Origin of the sequence: Mucilaginibacter arboris, assembly GCF_009754915.1 — a bacterium.
In the GTDB taxonomy this organism is placed as follows: Bacteria; Bacteroidota; Bacteroidia; order Sphingobacteriales; family Sphingobacteriaceae; genus Mucilaginibacter_A; species Mucilaginibacter_A arboris.
Genome location: NZ_WPIK01000004.1, coordinates 312,315 through 329,678, shown reverse-complemented (window position 1 = coordinate 329,678; position 17,364 = coordinate 312,315). Strand labels below are relative to the sequence as shown.

The window sequence follows — 17,364 nt, the reverse complement described above, 5'->3', positions numbered from 1 at the left end:
CTAATTAACTTTTTCGATTAAAGTTTTTGCAGCTTCAAAGACAGACTGAACAGTTATATCATTTATATCGAGATCTGAAATATGAAATTTTTGAACATTTGTTTGATACAGCTCGTTTTTATAAAAATTATCAATAGGGTAAAGTGTTATAATATTTTCTGCAAGAGTTGATGGATAAGGGTTAAAACGTCCAAAGTCATTTCCATTAGATATACAAACAGCAGGCGTTTTAAGTGCGGCAGCTATATGGACAGTGCCGGTTTCATTTGAAATTAATAAATCAGAATTATTAACTATTTCTATGGTTTCCAATAGCGTAGTTTTTCCTATTAAATTTTCAATTGTTACATGAGTAGGTATATTTCTGCATATTTGTTCACCAAGATGTATCTCACTTTTACTTCCGGTTAAATAAAAAATACATTTTTTATTATATTCATCATTTAAATTTATAATCAAATCCAAAATATTTTTAGTGCTCCACCTTCTAAATTCTGCAGAAGCACCCGGAACAATAACTATTCTAATTTTCGATGAATTGTTTATTTTTTCCTGTTTATTTTTTGCTAAAGCTATTTCTAATTTGTATTGACTATTATATAATTGTGTTAGGTTTTCGATAAATGCAACATTACGGAAAAATTCAAATGTTGCATCACCTGGAATGTCAATTAGCTCGGTATAACAGCTTTCAGATAATTGCTTTTCTTGGTTCGCAGGTTGCCTGGAATGCCCTTTACTTCCAATAGCTTGTTTTGCATTAATATATTTAATAAATAAATCATTATTAATGTATCTATGATGAACAGGATTGATGATTGTATGATAGGCGCGTAATTTCAACTTACATATTAAAGCAATCTTCTTTAAGTTATTGTTTAATATTTTAGGATCAATCCAAATAAAATTATCAATTTCCTTATTGTCAAAATTTTCGGCAATATCTTTAAATACTTTATTTCCTAATAAAGTAATTTTCCGATTTTTAAACCTATCACTAATTCTTATTTGCTTTAAACCATTTCTGAATAAGATATAATCACCAATATTGTCTAATCTTATAATTAATATATTATTTGTATAAAACGGAAGGTGTATTAAAAATAATGATCTGTAAGCTTTTGATAAAAGTTGTTTAATTTTCATTACTATATAAAGAGGCTAATTACTTATGTTAGTAGTAAGCTTTTTAGCGTAAAATAAATATTAGATTATGCAAGTAAGCCCAATAAAATTTGTAATTAATAAGTTTTAATCTTCAAAACAGCTCATCTACAGCTTTACAAAAAATATGTCCGATCAAAATGTGCATTTCCTGGATGCGGGCAGTAATATCAGAAGGGACAACAATATTCAAATCGCATAAACTATTCATTTTTCCGCCGTCACGGCCTGAAAGGCCAATCGTTTTGCAACCTGCCTTTTTTGCTGATTCCAATGCTTTGAGTACATTGGCACTGTTGCCGCTGGTAGAAATCCCTAAAAAAAGATCTCCCGGAACAGCTAAAGCTTCTAATTGCCTGCTGAAAACGTTTTCAAAACCGTAATCATTGCTAATTGCAGTTAGGGCAGAAGTATCGGTAGAAAGGGCAATGGCAGCCAAAGGTTTCCGTTCTTTCACAAACCTGCCGGTAAATTCGGCAGCAATATGCTGCGCATCTGATGCACTTCCGCCGTTCCCGGCAATTAACAGTTTGTTGCCTTTTAACACCGTTTCGATGATTATGGCGCAACCATTTTCTATCGGTAAAAGAAGCATCTCAATTACTTTGCTGATCGTTTCCTGATGGCTTTTTAATTCTTCTGCTACCATTTCTAATTGTTGTTTTGCTGATCGTTTTCCATGTCTTCCAAAATTTCTTTAACCGAAGTGGTTGCGCTTCCAACCCTCCTGATCACAATTGCTGCTGCGTGGTTGGCCAGTTCGCAGGCTTCTTCTACCGAAAAACCAAGCGCAATAAAATAAGCCAAAGTAGCCAGAACGGTATCCCCCGCGCCGGTTACATCAAATACTTCGGTTGCCTTAACGTCTAATAATTGGTAGCTTTCTTTTGTCAGGATAGCAATCCCTTCTTCCGACAAAGTTACCACCAGGTAAGCGGCATCTGTTAGTTCAAACAAAGCTGAAGCTGCGTTTTGCAGTTCCTGGGTACTGCTGATCTTTTCGAATTTAACCGCCTGCGCCAGTTCTTTTTTATTGGGTTTGATGATAAAAGCGCCTTTGTACTTGGCGAAATCAAGGCCTTTCGGATCAACAATCACTTTTTTATTAAGGGAATTGCAATGCCTGATCACGCGGGCACAAAGGGAAGGGGAAAGCACGCCTTTGTTATAATCAGAAAAAAGGACCATATCTGCTCCGGCAAGATGAGCGTGGATTTTATTGAACAGTTCGTCTTCGGAGCTTTTGCTGATCGGTTCGCTTACTTCGCGGTCGACCCTTACAATCTGATGGCTTCCTGCAATAATGCGTGTTTTGATGGTGGTTGGCCGTTCCGTATCGATCACAATGCCCGTTGGGTCTGCATTTTCATCTACCAAAACCGCCAAAAGTTCTTTTCCGGCCTGGTCATCCCCAATTAAGCCTGCAACAATCACTTCGGCCCCAAAAGAAATTAAGTTTTGGGCCACGTTTCCGGCGCCGCCCAAAGTGCTCGATTCTTTTTTTACGTTTACAATAGGCACCGGTGCTTCGGGCGATAACCGGTTGGCATCGCCCCAGATGTACTGATCGATCATCAGGTCGCCAATAATAAGGATCTTGGGAGGTTTTAAACCGGTCGGCAAAGAACGTATTTTATCGAGGAGCATGCTGTTTTTATCAAACAATTTTAATAATAATTGATGCACACAATATATCAAAGATTGTCGGTTCTCTAAAATTTACTTTAATTTTCAATAATCCTCCATTTTTAAAGGTATAAAACCTTTCCATTTCTAATTACCAGATTAAAACTTGTTAAGCAATTCTTATCTTGGTCACATTATTATTTTGGTAATGATAATAAGAAAGTATTTTTCCTTATGAAAATTATATTAGACATCATGGCTTTAGGCGCTTCATATTTGAATGATAGCAGAAGAACTGGTGTTTTTAGAGTAGCTAATGAACTTACAAAAGGTTTGGTAAATAGTTCTGATTGCGACGTTAGCTTTATTTCACCACATTATCCGTCAGAATCATCACAGTATTTATTAAATGAATATATTTCTAAGAAACCAATATCGTATCCAACTATAAAAGACAGGATAATTAATAAAATAAAAATCAGTATAGGTAATAATAAAATTATAGAAACAATTCTTCCTTCTACAAACATTAATACTTTAGTAAAAAAAGCTGATATATATCATTCTCCGTTTTTTCCTGTTTTAGAAGAAGTAACTGCTAATCAAAAAATCCAATCATTTTTAACTGTTCATGATCTAATTCCCATTATCTATCCTGAATATTTTGAAAATAATACTAATCCCCTTGTTAAAGCTGCTATATTAAGTAATCAAAAAAAGGGCTGGTACTTTTGTGTATCTGATTCAACTAAAAATGATCTTTGCGAGTATTTTTCAATTGATCCTGAAAGGGTTTTTGTAACACCTCTTGCTGCATCTAAAACGCGTTTTTTTAAATGTACAAACACTAAAGAAATTGAAACAGTTAAGGCAAAATATAACCTAAGCGATAAGCAGTATTTTTTAAGTCTGTCAACTCTTGAACCTCGAAAAAACATCGATCATATCATCAGATGTTTTATCAAACTAATTCAGGAAGAACATTTAAACGATGTTTATTTAGTTTTAGCAGGCACTAAAGGATGGGATTTTGATAAGATATTTAATGAAATAGAAAATGCTTCGGCAATTAAATCGAAAATAATACTTACAGGTTATGTTGCAGATGAAGATTTAGCTTTTTTATATAGTGGTGCATTAGCTTTCGTTTATATGTCATTCTATGAGGGGTTCGGGTTGCCACCATTGGAGGCAATGCAGTGCGGTACTCCTGTTATTGTATCAAATACATCCTCGCTTCCTGAGGTTGTAGGTAGTGCTGGCCTATTAATAGATCCTCGTGATACTAATACGCTTTGTAGCGCAATGCTTAATGTTTACGGTAATTCTGCATTAAGGGAAAAAATGTCTGTCGATTCATTAGTTCAGGCAGGAAAATTCAGTTGGGATAATTTTTTGAAAAGTAATGTCGATGGTTACAAACAGGTTTTAGAAAACACTTAAATCAGTTTAAGCTTCTATTTAATAGTTTACCATGCTTCTTTTACCTACTAAAATTAAATTAAATCAGTATGAAAGTTTTTTAATGCTAAAAGAAGCATTATTAATCAGAAAAGTTAAGGAGCTATCTGAAGTTTTATTATCCAAATGCTTTCTTCAATCCATAATATGTCCATCTCAACCCATTACTTAAAGCATGAAAAGGCTTGCCTGAGTAATAAGTGTCTAATAAAAGAAATTTAATCCCGTTAAAATACCTTTTTGCATAAAGACTAGATACAGCCTGATCGGCAATTAATAATTTTTTATGCTCTTTTTGAAGTTTTTGGATGAAGTCCTGGCTTAAATTCAATTTGTTTTCTTTAAGATAATTATTTGTAACCTTTATAATTTCTTTTCGGACTACAATCTTGGATTTGATCATTTCCATACCTTTATGCGTAGTGTTGTTTCCATGCGTTCGGGATAATAGTCTTACTCCTTCCCGGGGATCATGATAAAAAGAAAAACCTTCAAAAGCTATTCTGAAAAAATATTCCCAGTCTTCAAATCCATAACTTGCTTTCATAGTTCCTACTTTTTCATATATTATCCTTCTCATCATAACACAACCTGGCAAAAAAAAGTTAGTAGGTATCAAATTTGCAATAAGTGCTTCGCCTTTTCCTGAAATAAGCGGTTGTGTGAAAAAATTAGCAGGTGTTAGTTTTCTTGTAGGGTCCTTATCTAAAAATCCTAATATATCACTATAAACCAGATCAATGGCAGTATTTTCTTCCATAAGAGCTACCTGAAGATTTAGCTTTTCATTTTCAAGCATATCATCAGCATCTAAAAACTGTATGTACTTTCCTTTTGACGCCTTTAATGCCGTGTTTCGTGCTGCAGAATGTCCAGCATTTTCTTGATAAATATATTTAAAGCGGGAGTCACTATTTTCATACTTTCTTCCGATAACTTCACTATTATCTGTTGAACCATCATTCACAACAATACATTCCCAGTTAGAATAGGTTTGTGCCAATGCGCTGTCTAATGCATCAGATAAAAATTTTCCATAATTAAAACAGGGAATAATAATAGACACTAAAGGAGCAGAAGCCATTTATAAAGTTTAAATTTTTATAAGTTCAAATGTAAAGTATTACAGCGTTATTTATTAAGACAAAAGGTTTGTTTTTATTGATAACGAAGACAAAATATTTATAATGAGTAGAATTGGACTTTACTTTAAAGTATAAAAATGAATAACTGAGCTATTATTAAACAAAAAGCGGAAAGGAGCAGGAGGTTTTATTTGATATTTTTATATATTGCAAGTTGCACTGTTATTAGGATGTAATTAGACTTAAACATGAAAATTTTATATGACTTCCAAATATTTTCCAACCAAAATGTAGGAGGGATTTCAAGATATATTTATGAGCTTATTACTCAATTCGATCAGGATAATTTTATTGATTGGGAAATCCCTGTAATATACTCAAGTAATATTTATTTAAAAAAACATCCTTTTTTTAGTAAAAAATTACTACCGCATCCTTTTCAGTTAAAGGATAATGTCAATTTTATATCTAAAGCAGCATTTGTAAAAGAAAAATTATTATATAAGATCACTAACCAAATTCATAAAGAACGATTTCTGGTTATGGAATATGAGAAAAACAAGGCTCTGAATATTGAAAAAATAAAACAAGGTAATTTCGACATCTTTCATCCCACTTATTTTGATAGTTACTTTATGGATTATATTGGTGATAAAACTTATGTTCTAACCATTCATGATTTAATTAACCAAGTTTTTCCTGAAATGATGTTGTATCAACCGGATAAAAACAAAGCCATGATAGAAAGGGCCGACCGGATCATTACAGTTTCTGAAAATACAAAAAAGGACCTGATTAATATTTTTAATGTGGATGAACAAAAAATAGATGTAATTTATTTAGCAAATTCTTTAGAGGAAAAATCAGGGCATGTATCTGAAGAGTTTAAGAAAAAAATTCCCGAAAAGTATCTGCTGTTTGTTGGGGGAAGGCTTGATTATAAAAACTTTCTTTTTTTTGCGCAAATGTTTGCTTCGCTAAAGCTAAAAAATAACGATCTTAACATTGTTTGCACTGGCTCTCCTTTTAATGCATCTGAGCAATATTTGTTTAATAAATTAGGTATTCAAGATTGTGTTTACAATACATTTGTAAATGATGATGAACTGATTTATCTTTATCAAAACGCTATAGCTTTTGTATTTCCTTCTGTTTATGAAGGTTTTGGGTTGCCTGTGTTGGAAGCATTTAGCTGTGGATGCCCTGCTGTAATCAGCAATTCAAGTTCTTTATCTGAAATTGGCGAAGATGCCGCTGTTTACTTTGAACCTAAAAATCCGGAATCTATTTTAAATGCTTTAAAAAATGTTGTTAATAATCCGGCTTTACGCGAAGAAAAAATTGCAAAAGGATATGAACAACTTAAAAAGTTTTCATGGGAAAAAACAGCAAATCAAACAAAAGAGGTTTATAAAAAAGCTTTGTTAAAGGTATGATGTCTTAAAACTGCTTCCTTCAGGTTTCAATTATTGCTATAATCAATTATTTACTATTAGTTATAACTTACTTCAAGTAGAAATTTTAGTTTAAATTGCTTTGAAATGAAGTTCGGAAATAGTAATTACTGCATTATTATCATTTAAGTTAACTGTAAATTTGGCAGGGGTGCTTTTATTTGCAGAATTATCAAAAGTGGCCGATGTATTATACGTATAACCGGCATAACTAAAAGTGATTATTCCATTTACATTTTTAATGCTAAAGTCTTGCAATGGTTGGGTGAGTATAGTTAGTTCACCGTTAGTACCAGAATGAACAGTAGTGCCATTAAATACTATACCAGCAACATAATTATTGGGGGGATCATATTTTACAGTAAGGTTTGCAATTACCTTTCCGGCAGCATCTAAAACTTGAACATTTGTATTATTTGCGTTCTGGTAGCTTTTTAAACCGACCCATGCAATTTTGCCGGTTAACGTCCAATTGTTTGTATTATTCGTTCCTAAACTTCTGCTTGCCGTTTTGTTTACAAACTGTGTATTACTGTAAACGTATAGATCTGGAAATTGCTTTTTATAAGATAGGATGCTGGTTTTAACGTTCCAATTACCATCGAATGTAGAAGGTGAGAAAACCCATTGACTTCCTGCGTAAGTTGTGTTTTTATAAGGTACGTCAGCCATTAAGTAAGTTGCATCAACATATGGGGTAATTGGGTTGGCCAGGCTTACCGTAACAGCAACAGTTTGTGTACTGATGCTTGCCGTGTTTGATATGGTAAACTCGCCTACGCCACTGTGGTAGCTTTCATCACAATAAACGCCAGTATAGTTATTGCCATTCTTAGAAACTGCTCCTGAATAAGAATTTCCGGCTTCCCATACACCCGCCGTTACGCCTCCCGGGCTTCTTATTTCTTCTCCAAAGTTTTGAAGTAATAGCCCGTTGTCGCTAAACAGGTTCCACATATTTGGTTGTTCAGATCCGCCCTTATAAAACTCACCGTGATCGTGCCAGAAAATTAAATTATCAACATAAATAGCATCGGCGTTATCATTGTTTTTTGTATTTCCAATATCTAAAGTGCCATCTAAAGGATAAGAACCTGAGTAGGAAGTAAATGTTGAAGGTGTTGCCAGCCATTCCCATGTAGTCCCGCCAGCTTTAATGCTCCCTAAATGAAAGCCCTCATAATTAGTGCCTTTCCAGTATATCCATTTAGAGAGTGTTGAATTTACTACCCTTATATCCGTTGTACCATACCCCGGCTGATTGATAGTGGCCGGTGCAGTAGTAAAAACATAGTAACCAGAAGCATAGGTTGGATTGTTGCTTCCGTCAAAACCAGTCCTTAATTTTCTATAAGTTCGACTGGTTTGCCCATTTCCATAAGCGGGTTCACCATAATAAAGGTTTAAATTACTGTCAAACCTATTCCCGTCAGGATAAGCATTACGCAAACCTGTTGATGTCAGTTCAATTATTCCAGGACCACCACCACAAAGATTTGCATAGGTATGCCCATTTACTGTTGCAACCTGATAAAAACCAGCTTCCGAAGCGTTACTTTGGGCCGCCGTTAAACCATAATACCAGTTATTTGCCAAAGCCCAGCTTCCATTTGTGCCAGCTAAAGGCTTTGAGTAATCCCTTCTAAACTCTGAAAAATTAGCAAAAATCCGGGCAGGGTCATTCATATCTATGGTAACAGCCCTTGACCTTCCTAAATAAGCTATTTGCTCCTTATAGGTTTTATCGGCATTAAAATGTAAAGTCCTGAAATTGCCAATATCACCAAACCAAAATGAACCGTCGGGCTGATACGCTATAAATGGTTTTGTTCCATCCATAAAGCCTACCATCATGTATTTATCATAAGTTACGGCAGGGCCACTGGCATAACCTCCGGCCTGGCCTAAAGTAGAATTTAAGGCGCCGGTGGCTGTGTTATAAAACTTAATTTGCTCTGTAACTACATCTGTTAAGGCTAATTCTCCGGTGGTTGGCGAAATTGCAAATTGTTCTACATCTAAGTTAGTCCCATTTTTATAAATTGTATAGTTGTTTATAACCGTAGTGGTAGGCGTAATTGCCCCTGTGGAACTATTTACAGTGTATTTTGTAATCTTACCATTAGCGGATTGTGTTACCCCAAAGGTGCTGCTGATGGGAGTTGAAGTAGCTGTTCCTATCCAAACATTCCCACTATAATCGCATGAAATATAACCTATGTTACTAATGGTCAAATCCTGAACTGTTGCACCTGTGTTTTTATTAAGTATCAAAAGCCTGTTTAATTTATTAAAGGATAGAAACAAGAAATTACCGGATTGCTGAACGCTCAACCCATTTAGTGCCGCATTATATGTACCTGAAGATGTAAGCCCTATAATTGATTTATATACTGTACTTGAGGCGTTTGTTTGATAGGGCTGCCCTGATGAAAAAGAAACCTGGTTATTGTTTAAATCTGTTCCGAAAACAAATAGGTTCATATTGTTTCGCCCCGAATCTGTACCAGTTCCACTATTTGCATCCATGCCACCCCAGTAAACCTTAGTTCCGTCTGTTGCAACCAAATAAGTAGATTGTGTAGTATTTCCGTTTAAGGCATCGCCCCTAACTTGAATATTGTTTAAACTGCCAAAGTGGTTAGCAGATTGCGCTTCACTGTAACCAGAACCATAAAAGAACTTGTCCGAAGTTAAGGCTATACATTGCATTGGGAAGTAGCCTTTGTGGATGTATGGCCCGGTCAGGTTTAAAGAGGTATTGCCAACTGTGCCTTCCCAGGTAACGGCTATATTGTTAGATACTATTTTTACAGTATAAATACCAACAGGTGCAAGGGTGGCACCATCGTCCAGATAGCCATCCCATTGGCCATGATAACAGCTTGCATCATAATGCACTCCACTCCATAAGGTACGTACTAAAACACCGTTAGCATCATAAACGCCAGCAGAGGTATTAGCAGCAGCATCTAATTTGAAATCAAAACCACCATTAACAGTAGTATTGTTAACAAGGGAAGTACTCGCAGCGGTTGAAGCAGTACTATTACCATTAATAATGATGGTGGCCTTAGTTCCAATATCTACGCAACATCCAACATTTGTTACTTGCTGTGCTTTTACGGTTAATGATACAAAAATAAATGATAATAATACTACACAAAACGTTTTAATCGAATTTATATGTAAGCTTTTAATGGTATAATTTTGATTTTTAAACTTGAGTCTTGAAAACTTTATAATTAATTTCTCCATCTAATATCCGGCTCGTTATTAGTAATTTAAGAAAAGTTTCTTAAATTATTTGTTATGTTTTGTTTACTTCTTCTATTATTAAGTTCAAAAAACCTGCTTTCCTATAAGTTTCTATATGGCTAAACCTCTTTTAACGGCAGTTTTCAATAAAAAGTTATCCTATCTTTAGTTTATTAGTAAAAGGAGAGAGAGTATTAGAAACTGAATAACCCCCAGCTATATAAGATTATTTGTAGGAAAAGAAGCATGGAAACCCGATAGAAAATATAATAGATGTATAGGATGCTAAGAGATAAATAAGCTTAATTTATTAAATAAATTAAGCTTAGAAGTTATTTAAACTTATCCTTACGGGATTTTATAGAATGCTTCTTTTATGGGTAAAAATAGATTCATTGGACTTGCCCCCTTCAAAGGGGGAATTGCAGGGCGGCTATCTTTCTAACATTTTTAAGATTGGTTTAGGATAGATTCGTTTGCAAGTTCCCCTTTAAACGGGTTGGGGGATGATTTACTTTATTACTAAAAATCAATTTTTGAATAAAAAAGTTAAACAGCTTCTTATATTATATCAGCAGCATCAATAATCAATTAGTATATATTTACACAGTAAATTGAGATAGAACTTCGAACTTCAGTTAAGCAACGATGAATTATATTTAGCACACATGAGGTGCTGAAAATTAAGATTTGAAACAGCTAATAACTACTTTTATTTTTCACTAAATAATTTGTAATAATATCATGTACGCTTTCGCCCCATTTATCCCAGTTTAATTCTTCTAAATACTTTTTTCTGCTGTCCTGACTTAACTGAGCATAAAGTTCTCTGTCATTTACAATCTTCGTGATTGTATTAAAGTAATCATATTCAGTAGCATCAGGAGGTAGGCAGTAACCATTAATGCCATTTTTAACAATAGAAGAAATACCACCCGCATCTCTGCTGATAACCGGTATGCCATACGCAGCAGCTTCGCAAAATACAATTCCAAAAGCTTCTGCCTGGGAGGGTACAAACAGCAGATGAGATTTAGTTAACAAAGAATCAAATGCTTTAACACCCTCAGGTTTTCTTTTATCTATAAAAGGAATAATTGTGACATCTGTACTACTTAAATCTATTGGAGGAAGGCAGCCACAAATCGTTAAATGAACATCAATTCCCTTGGCTTTTAACAATAGATATGTTTTTAAAACAATATCACCCCCTTTTCTAACCCAGTCAACACCTAAAAAAAGAATTTCCAAAGTTTTATATTTTGCTTTTTTTTCTACATGATAATCAGGCAAAGTGTTGATATTAGCACCAAATGGAACAACATATACTTTATCGGGATTTGCACCATAGGTATTAATAGCAGAACTTGCTGCCCAATCCGAGCAGTATAAACACAATGTTGAACGATTAATGGCTAAGCGTTCAACCTCGTCGCCTTCTTTTTTAGAAAAATCAAAGAGGATTTCAAAACCATATTTTTCTTTAATCAAATCAAAAGTAATGTCAGAGGCATATAGAATAGGTATTTTAATTTTTTTAATCTGGCTTACTTCTCTAGATGCGGCAGGGGCATAGATAAAATCATAGGCACCATAAACCTTTTCTTTGACTTTTTTTAGATTTAATTTCCCAATTAGTTTAGAATGATTGGTATCATAAAATTTATTGAATAGCCTGTGATTTATAGAAGCGTATATTTTAAACATTAAATTCCAAAAACCTGATAAATTTGGGATGGGTCCTACGTTTGTTACCTCAAAATGTTTACTTAATTGTGCATTCATATAATATAATGTACCAGACCAGGCACGTTTATCTAGAGGATCTGCTTCAGATAAAAACAATATTTTATATTTCTTCATTAGTTGAATTAGTAGCTAAAAATTTATTTCACAACTTTCTTAATTATACTAATCAAAACAATAAGTGGCTACACGCTCGAGTAAACCATCCCTTAGTTTAAGCTTGTATTTAAAAACTTTTGTTTTCAAATTTATATTTATTGCTGTTATAATTAGTTTTTTTATAAACCTAACCTGCTTCATTGCATGCCAATAATTATCAATTATAAAATATTGCAGCCTTTCATACAATCCTTTTGTATGCTTTAATTATTTGGTTAGTTATTAATTCTGAACCTTTGATATCGCCTTTAGAAATATTCAAAAGTTTTAGATAACCTAACCCTATCAAATTTTATAAAATTAGGTTTGATGCCGTCGTTTTAATTTTTTTACTATAATTTAATACACGGTTTATTGGTAAAACTTTAATTTGCTCGACAAGAGATAAAGATTTACAATTCCCTATCCTTCATTAAGCGCAGTGAAAAAGCTAATTTTCTATATTTAAAAGTAGTCCCAGTGCTAAATCATAGACTTATATAAAGTCTAATATATTTTTTCAATTAAAATAGTTTTCCCTAAATAGGTTACAGTTAAAAATACTTAAGATTCCAAAAGTTAATTGTAAATTTCTAATGGACTTTATATAATTGTAAATTTCTAATGGACTTTATATAAGGTCTAATTCTAAGGGGATACTTAAAAAAAGCCTAACTATTTTATTTAGTTAGGCTTTTGTAGCAGTCGGGATGGCAGGATTCGAACCTGCGGCCTCCACATCCCAAATGTGGCGCGATACCGGGCTACGCTACATCCCGTTTGGGATTGCAAAAGTAGAATTTTTATCAGCAATCCAAAATAAAAAAATGAAAAACTTTGCAGAAAAATTTAAAGTACGCGTTAAAGGTTTGATTATTAAAATTTTAAATTTCTGTAAGTTTTAACCAAGGCTAATTAAAATACTTCTACTACTACAAATGTGCTTCCACCAACAAAAATAAGGTCGTTTGCTTGTGCCTGAACTTTTGCGGCTGCCAATGCTTCTTTTACACTGCTAAAATTGTTGCCGCTTAAATGAAAACTTTTTGCCTGCTCTTTTAATATTTCTGCCGGTAAACCCCGTGGCATGTCCGGCTTGCAAAAGTAGTAAGTTGCATCTTTTGGCAATAAAGCTAAAATTTTACTGATGTCTTTATCGGCAACCATTCCTAAAACAAAATGCAATTGCTGATGTGGTGTTGCCGCTATGTTTTTTAACACTTCTGCAATTCCTTCGGGATTATGGCCGGTATCGCAAATAATTAAAGGCTGATGGCTTAATGTCTGCCATCTGCCCATTAAACCAGTTAGTTCTTTTACTTTTTTTAAGGCAGTAAAAACAGCATCATCGGTTATTATAAATTCTTGCCGGCGTAATCCATCAATTGCTGACAGGACTGTTTTTAAATTTTTAAGCTGATAAGAACCGGTAAGGTCGAGGTTAAAGGTTAAAGGTTGAAGGTTGAAGGTTGAATCTGCAACTGTTGTCTGGGCTTGTACTTCAATAAAAGGATCAGTTGAAGTTTTGCTTTCAGTTTTTTGCGTAACCCATTCTTCCGAAGCAAACCTTAACGGCGCATTTTCCTGTTTCGCTTTCTCCGTAAAAACTTCGGCTACTTCTTGCTGGTACTCACCAATAACAACAGGAACATTTGGTTTAATAATGCCGGCCTTTTCCGCAGCAATTTCCGGTAAAGTATTGCCTAATAAGTTCATGTGGTCCCAGCCAATGTTGGTGATGATGGAAAGCAAAGGCGTAATGACGTTTGTAGAATCCAGCCTTCCGCCTAAACCAACTTCAATTACAGCAACATCTACTTTTTTTCGGGCGAAATAATCAAAAGCCATAGCTACGGTCATCTCAAAAAAAGAAGGTTCAATAGCAGCGATGTTTTCCTGCTGGGATTCGGTAAAATCAATCACTTCCTGTTCCGGAATCATTTCTCCGTTGATGCGGATCCGTTCCCGGAAATCTTTTAAATGAGGCGAGGTGTACAAACCGGTTTTATAACCTGCCATTTGTAAAACTGCTGCCAGCATGTGCGAAGTAGAACCTTTGCCGTTGGTGCCGCCAACATGAATACTTTTAAATTGATGCTGCGGGTTGCCTAATTTTTCGCAAAGCAACAAAGTATTGGTTAAATCTTTTTTAAAAGCAGAAGCGCCAACACGTGTAAACATCGGCAACTGCTGGTATAAATATTCAAGCGTTTGCTGGTAGGTCATTAAGCGAAGCTTTTAGTAAATGGTTAATAGTTCATGGCTTAAAACCATGCTTGCTAATTTTTAGTTGGTAAAAGAAGCATTGTGTCGATTGTACTTTAAGCTAAAAACTGATTGCTGAAAGCCAAATTCCTACTGAACTTTAAATACAAAAACTACCGTTCCAACTTGTGTATCCGGTGCATTTTCGGACGCGTTTAGTTTTACGCCCAATACAGCGTTTTCGCATTTCTCCAGCAAATCGCTATCGCTAATGGTTGTTCCGCGGGCACCAGCACGTGCATAAACCACATTGCCGCTTTTATCAACCCTGATGTCAACCACAATTTTACCGGCACGGTGGTTATCATCAGAAACGTGAGGTTTAGTTAAAAAACTCCGCTGGGTCATGTTTAAACTTCCGCCATTACCAGAACCTGTTCCATTGTAATTATTGGTTAAGGTTGTTCCGGTTGGCTTTCCCTGGTTTCCGGGTTTGTTGCCCGTTCCATCACCTTCGCCTGTGCCATCATTTTTCTTGCCTTTATATAAAGCATTCTGGTTGATCTGTGGCTTTGCTTCTTTTACATCTGTTTTTGTGGCAACTGTGTTGCTTGGCTTTTTACTGTTCGGGGCCACTTCCGGCGCATCTTCTGTAGTTTGGGTAACTACCTTTTTATTGCTGTTGTCTGCACTTACTTTTTCGGTTGGTTTGGCTTCCGGTTTTACTTTGTCCGGTTTACTTTTATTGGCCTTTTCGGCAACAGAAGGCTCTTCCATACTCATGTAATCCTTTCCCATTCCTTCATCCGTTGTACCATAATTCACCAGAATGCCACCTGTACCTTCCTCTTGTTTTGGTGGCATGGAAAACACGATGAAGTAGGCGAGGAGCAAAAATAATCCCAAAACAATCCCAGTCAGCAAAAATGCTTTCGGATAATTATTTTCTTCCTGCTGCTGTATCATTTTACTTCGGTTCTGTTGCCAGCACTAATTTAATATTCAGTTTTTGGGCCGTGTCCATCACCTGCACTACATCCTGTATGGCTACGGTTTTATCTACATACAAAACAATGGTTAATTCTGTAGCTACTTTGGTGTAAGATTGAAGCGTTGCTGCCAGGTTTTCTACAGGAACTTCTTTTTTATCAACATAATATTTAAGGTCTTTGGTGATGGAAACCGTAATAGTTTTTTTAGAAACTGCTTGTCCGGATGATGATTTCGGCAGCATCAGCTTAATCACATTCGGATTGGTTACGGTAGAAGCAATCAGGAAAAACAACAGCAAAAAGAACATAATATCGTTCATGGCCGAAGTATTTACTTCTGCATGCGCGCGGAGATGTCGTTTTCTTAAATTCATTTGCTGGGTTCTTCTAACAGATCAATAAACTCTACCGAATCGGTTTCCAGTTTCAAAATTACTTTATCTACCATCATTTGTAAAATATTGTAGCCTACAAATGCTACAATCCCGACCAATAAACCTGCTGCGGAAGTAACCATTTTAACGTATAATCCGCCCGAAATTACACCCATGCTAATGTTATCCGTTTGAGAAATATCATAAAAAATTTTGATTACACCGGCAATTGTTCCAAGGAAACCAAACATGGGCGCAATACCGGCAACAATTCCTAAAATTCCAATGTTTTTTTCCAGGCGGGAAACTTCCAGCCGGCCTGTATTTTCAATAGCACTTTCGATATCTTTAATTGGTCGGCCAATCCGCATCAAACCTTTTTGCAACATCCGGCCAAGCGGCGAGTTGCTGTTGCGGCAAATGGCAATGGCCGAATCCAGCTTGCCGGAACTTACATTTGCTTTTACCTGCGACATTAAAGCAACTTCGTTCAATCCGGCTTTTCTTATCGTAAAAAAACGTTCAAAAAAGATAACCAAACCTAATACGGCTAAAATGCCGATCGGGACCATTACCCAGCCTCCTTTAAGTAATAAATCGCCGAAGCGAAGTTCATGCGGTTGTGCAGCACCGGCTTGTACTGCCCGGTTTAAAGTATCGACAGCTCTTTGCGCTGTATCGTTAGTTGCCTGTAGAAATAATAAAATCATTTATTTTATAGTGTAATGTTGTATATGAGCGTCTGAATGAGGGTCTCTTGCCCGCAATTTTTCTAATGCAGCTTGTGCGGGTTCTTTGTCTTTGAACGAACCAAATGTAATCAGCTTTAGCTTGCCTGATGTCTTTAATATTTTGGCATGGTGCATGCCTTTCGCTTTTAGCTGACTTAAAAAAGTTTTTGCTCCTTTTAACGTTTTAAAAGTAGCACCGATTATTTCGTAAGGAGATTTTTCTACTAAATCCGGGTCTGCTGCTTCAGCAACGGAAACCGTATCTTTTATCAGCGGTTTTACGGCTGGTTTTATAACTGCAACCGTTTTTTTTGTTACAGATGGTTTAGCCGTAACTGTTTTTGTTACGTTGGCTGATGTATCTGTTGTATTTTTTGTAAGGCTGCTATCTTCTTTTATCGTTTGTTTTTGTTGAATAGTATCCAGAACAGGTTTTTGTACCACCGTTATCTCTTTCGGCTGGTTATGGTTGATTAAGCGGCTGTAAATATCCGGATAATATAAATACAAAGCGTAGCAACCTAAAATACAAGCTGTAAGCAGTAAAAACACTGCAGACCAGAAACCGATGCTTTTTTGGGGATTGCTTTCCTCTTCTTCCGGCAAATTTTTTGAAAATTCACGGTAAAAGTTTTCTACATAATCCTGCTTCGTTACTGCCTCTTTTTCTGTAAATATTGGTTCTTCTTTAATTACCGGAGGAAGGTTTACCGGTGGCAACCCAAAGTTTTCCCGGTTAAAAACAGTATGCTCTTTTAGGCTTGCTGAAACAGCTTCGCCCGTTTCAGGAAACAATACTTCTTTTACCGGCAAATTTCTGTTAAGTGCATCAGCTTTAAGCTGATCAACAAATTTATCTATAAAATACCTTGCTGCTGTTGCCGAAATATTTTTTTGCCCACTCATGTAGTTTTCTAATGCATCATCCTTTTTTTCTTCCTCCACAAAATCGATCCAGTTTTTAGGCGGATAAAAAAGCTGCTGCCCCTGGTTGTAAACGCTGGCGGTTTTACGCGTTAAAAAAGTACCCAAACCAGGCACATAAACAAAGTGCTCCTGGTAAAGCAGTTCTTTAATATATGCGGCTACATCCATCGGTTAAAAATAAGGGTAAATTCAAAAACATCAAA

General features: G+C 35.4%; 13 protein-coding genes and 1 tRNA gene. 2 read left to right on the top strand and 12 right to left on the bottom strand.

Going from position 1 to position 17,364, the window contains the following annotated elements:
• The 3 genes from GO621_RS06230 to rfaE1 form a co-directional block, all read right to left on the bottom strand.
• On the bottom strand, positions 1–1,146 hold the full coding sequence (locus GO621_RS06230; protein ID WP_157565203.1) for a glycosyltransferase family 9 protein: 1,146 nt from the start codon (positions 1,144–1,146) through the stop codon (positions 1–3).
• A 112-nt stretch (positions 1,147–1,258) separates the two neighbouring features.
• Positions 1,259–1,813 carry a D-sedoheptulose 7-phosphate isomerase gene (gmhA, locus tag GO621_RS06225; RefSeq protein ID WP_157565200.1) on the bottom strand — a complete coding sequence of 185 codons (555 nt, stop codon included), beginning with the start codon at positions 1,811–1,813 and terminating at the stop codon, positions 1,259–1,261.
• A gap of 2 nt (positions 1,814–1,815) precedes the next feature.
• Positions 1,816–2,811, bottom strand: a complete 996-nt coding sequence (rfaE1, locus tag GO621_RS06220; RefSeq protein ID WP_157565198.1) for a D-glycero-beta-D-manno-heptose-7-phosphate kinase — start codon at positions 2,809–2,811, stop codon at positions 1,816–1,818.
• Positions 2,812–3,024: 213 nt separating this feature from the next.
• Between rfaE1 and GO621_RS06215 the strand changes: the two genes are divergently transcribed.
• On the top strand, positions 3,025–4,233 hold the full coding sequence (locus GO621_RS06215) for a glycosyltransferase family 4 protein (protein ID WP_157565196.1): 1,209 nt from the start codon (positions 3,025–3,027) through the stop codon (positions 4,231–4,233).
• A 136-nt stretch (positions 4,234–4,369) separates the two neighbouring features.
• Here GO621_RS06215 and GO621_RS06210 read toward each other — a convergent pair whose 3' ends face one another.
• Positions 4,370–5,335, bottom strand: a complete 966-nt coding sequence (locus tag GO621_RS06210; RefSeq protein ID WP_157565194.1) for a glycosyltransferase family 2 protein — start codon at positions 5,333–5,335, stop codon at positions 4,370–4,372.
• Between the two features lie 249 nt (positions 5,336–5,584).
• On the opposite strand from GO621_RS06210, the gene GO621_RS06205 reads away from it, so the two are divergent.
• Positions 5,585–6,772 carry a glycosyltransferase family 4 protein gene (locus tag GO621_RS06205; RefSeq protein ID WP_157565192.1) on the top strand — a complete coding sequence of 396 codons (1,188 nt, stop codon included), beginning with the start codon at positions 5,585–5,587 and terminating at the stop codon, positions 6,770–6,772.
• A 90-nt stretch (positions 6,773–6,862) separates the two neighbouring features.
• Here GO621_RS06205 and GO621_RS06200 read toward each other — a convergent pair whose 3' ends face one another.
• The 8 genes from GO621_RS06200 to GO621_RS06165 form a co-directional block, all read right to left on the bottom strand.
• On the bottom strand, positions 6,863–10,048 hold the full coding sequence (locus GO621_RS06200) for a flagellar hook assembly protein FlgD (protein WP_157565190.1): 3,186 nt from the start codon (positions 10,046–10,048) through the stop codon (positions 6,863–6,865).
• Positions 10,049–10,747: 699 nt separating this feature from the next.
• The gene (locus GO621_RS06195) at positions 10,748–11,911 is read right to left on the bottom strand and encodes a glycosyltransferase family 4 protein (RefSeq protein ID WP_157565188.1); all 1,164 of its coding nucleotides are present in this window, start codon (positions 11,909–11,911) and stop codon (positions 10,748–10,750) included.
• Between the two features lie 726 nt (positions 11,912–12,637).
• A tRNA-Pro gene (locus tag GO621_RS06190) sits at positions 12,638–12,711 on the bottom strand.
• A 136-nt stretch (positions 12,712–12,847) separates the two neighbouring features.
• A complete protein-coding gene (locus tag GO621_RS06185) occupies positions 12,848–14,158 on the bottom strand; it encodes a bifunctional folylpolyglutamate synthase/dihydrofolate synthase (protein WP_157565186.1) in 1,311 nt (436 codons plus the stop codon).
• Between the two features lie 129 nt (positions 14,159–14,287).
• Positions 14,288–15,103, bottom strand: a complete 816-nt coding sequence (locus GO621_RS06180; RefSeq protein WP_157565184.1) for an energy transducer TonB — start codon at positions 15,101–15,103, stop codon at positions 14,288–14,290.
• A gap of 1 nt (position 15,104) precedes the next feature.
• On the bottom strand, positions 15,105–15,503 hold the full coding sequence (locus GO621_RS06175; protein ID WP_157565182.1) for an ExbD/TolR family protein: 399 nt from the start codon (positions 15,501–15,503) through the stop codon (positions 15,105–15,107).
• Entirely contained in the window at positions 15,500–16,213 is a 714-nt protein-coding gene (locus GO621_RS06170) for a MotA/TolQ/ExbB proton channel family protein (RefSeq protein WP_157565180.1), read from the bottom strand. The genes GO621_RS06175 and GO621_RS06170 overlap by 4 nt, the downstream gene beginning before the upstream one ends.
• Positions 16,214–17,329: an HU domain-containing protein gene (locus tag GO621_RS06165; RefSeq protein ID WP_157565178.1), complete on the bottom strand. Its 1,116-nt coding sequence runs from the start codon at positions 17,327–17,329 to the stop codon at positions 16,214–16,216.
• Between the last annotated feature and the right edge of the window lie 35 nt (positions 17,330–17,364).

Bases quoted from the DNA above. Each gene is read 5' to 3' on its own strand.
- GO621_RS06230 (WP_157565203.1), bottom strand. From the start codon at position 1,146: ATGAAAATTAAACAACTTTTATCAAAAGCTTACAGATCATTATTTTTA.
- gmhA (WP_157565200.1), bottom strand. From the start codon at position 1,813: ATGGTAGCAGAAGAATTAAAAAGCCATCAGGAAACGATCAGCAAAGTA.
- rfaE1 (WP_157565198.1), bottom strand. From the start codon at position 2,811: ATGCTCCTCGATAAAATACGTTCTTTGCCGACCGGTTTAAAACCTCCC.
- GO621_RS06215 (WP_157565196.1), top strand. From the start codon at position 3,025: ATGAAAATTATATTAGACATCATGGCTTTAGGCGCTTCATATTTGAAT.
- GO621_RS06210 (WP_157565194.1), bottom strand. From the start codon at position 5,335: ATGGCTTCTGCTCCTTTAGTGTCTATTATTATTCCCTGTTTTAATTAT.
- GO621_RS06205 (WP_157565192.1), top strand. From the start codon at position 5,585: ATGAAAATTTTATATGACTTCCAAATATTTTCCAACCAAAATGTAGGA.
- GO621_RS06200 (WP_157565190.1), bottom strand. From the start codon at position 10,048: ATGGAGAAATTAATTATAAAGTTTTCAAGACTCAAGTTTAAAAATCAA.
- GO621_RS06195 (WP_157565188.1), bottom strand. From the start codon at position 11,911: ATGAAGAAATATAAAATATTGTTTTTATCTGAAGCAGATCCTCTAGAT.
- GO621_RS06185 (WP_157565186.1), bottom strand. From the start codon at position 14,158: ATGACCTACCAGCAAACGCTTGAATATTTATACCAGCAGTTGCCGATG.
- GO621_RS06180 (WP_157565184.1), bottom strand. From the start codon at position 15,103: ATGATACAGCAGCAGGAAGAAAATAATTATCCGAAAGCATTTTTGCTG.
- GO621_RS06175 (WP_157565182.1), bottom strand. From the start codon at position 15,503: ATGAATTTAAGAAAACGACATCTCCGCGCGCATGCAGAAGTAAATACT.
- GO621_RS06170 (WP_157565180.1), bottom strand. From the start codon at position 16,213: ATGATTTTATTATTTCTACAGGCAACTAACGATACAGCGCAAAGAGCT.
- GO621_RS06165 (WP_157565178.1), bottom strand. From the start codon at position 17,329: ATGGATGTAGCCGCATATATTAAAGAACTGCTTTACCAGGAGCACTTT.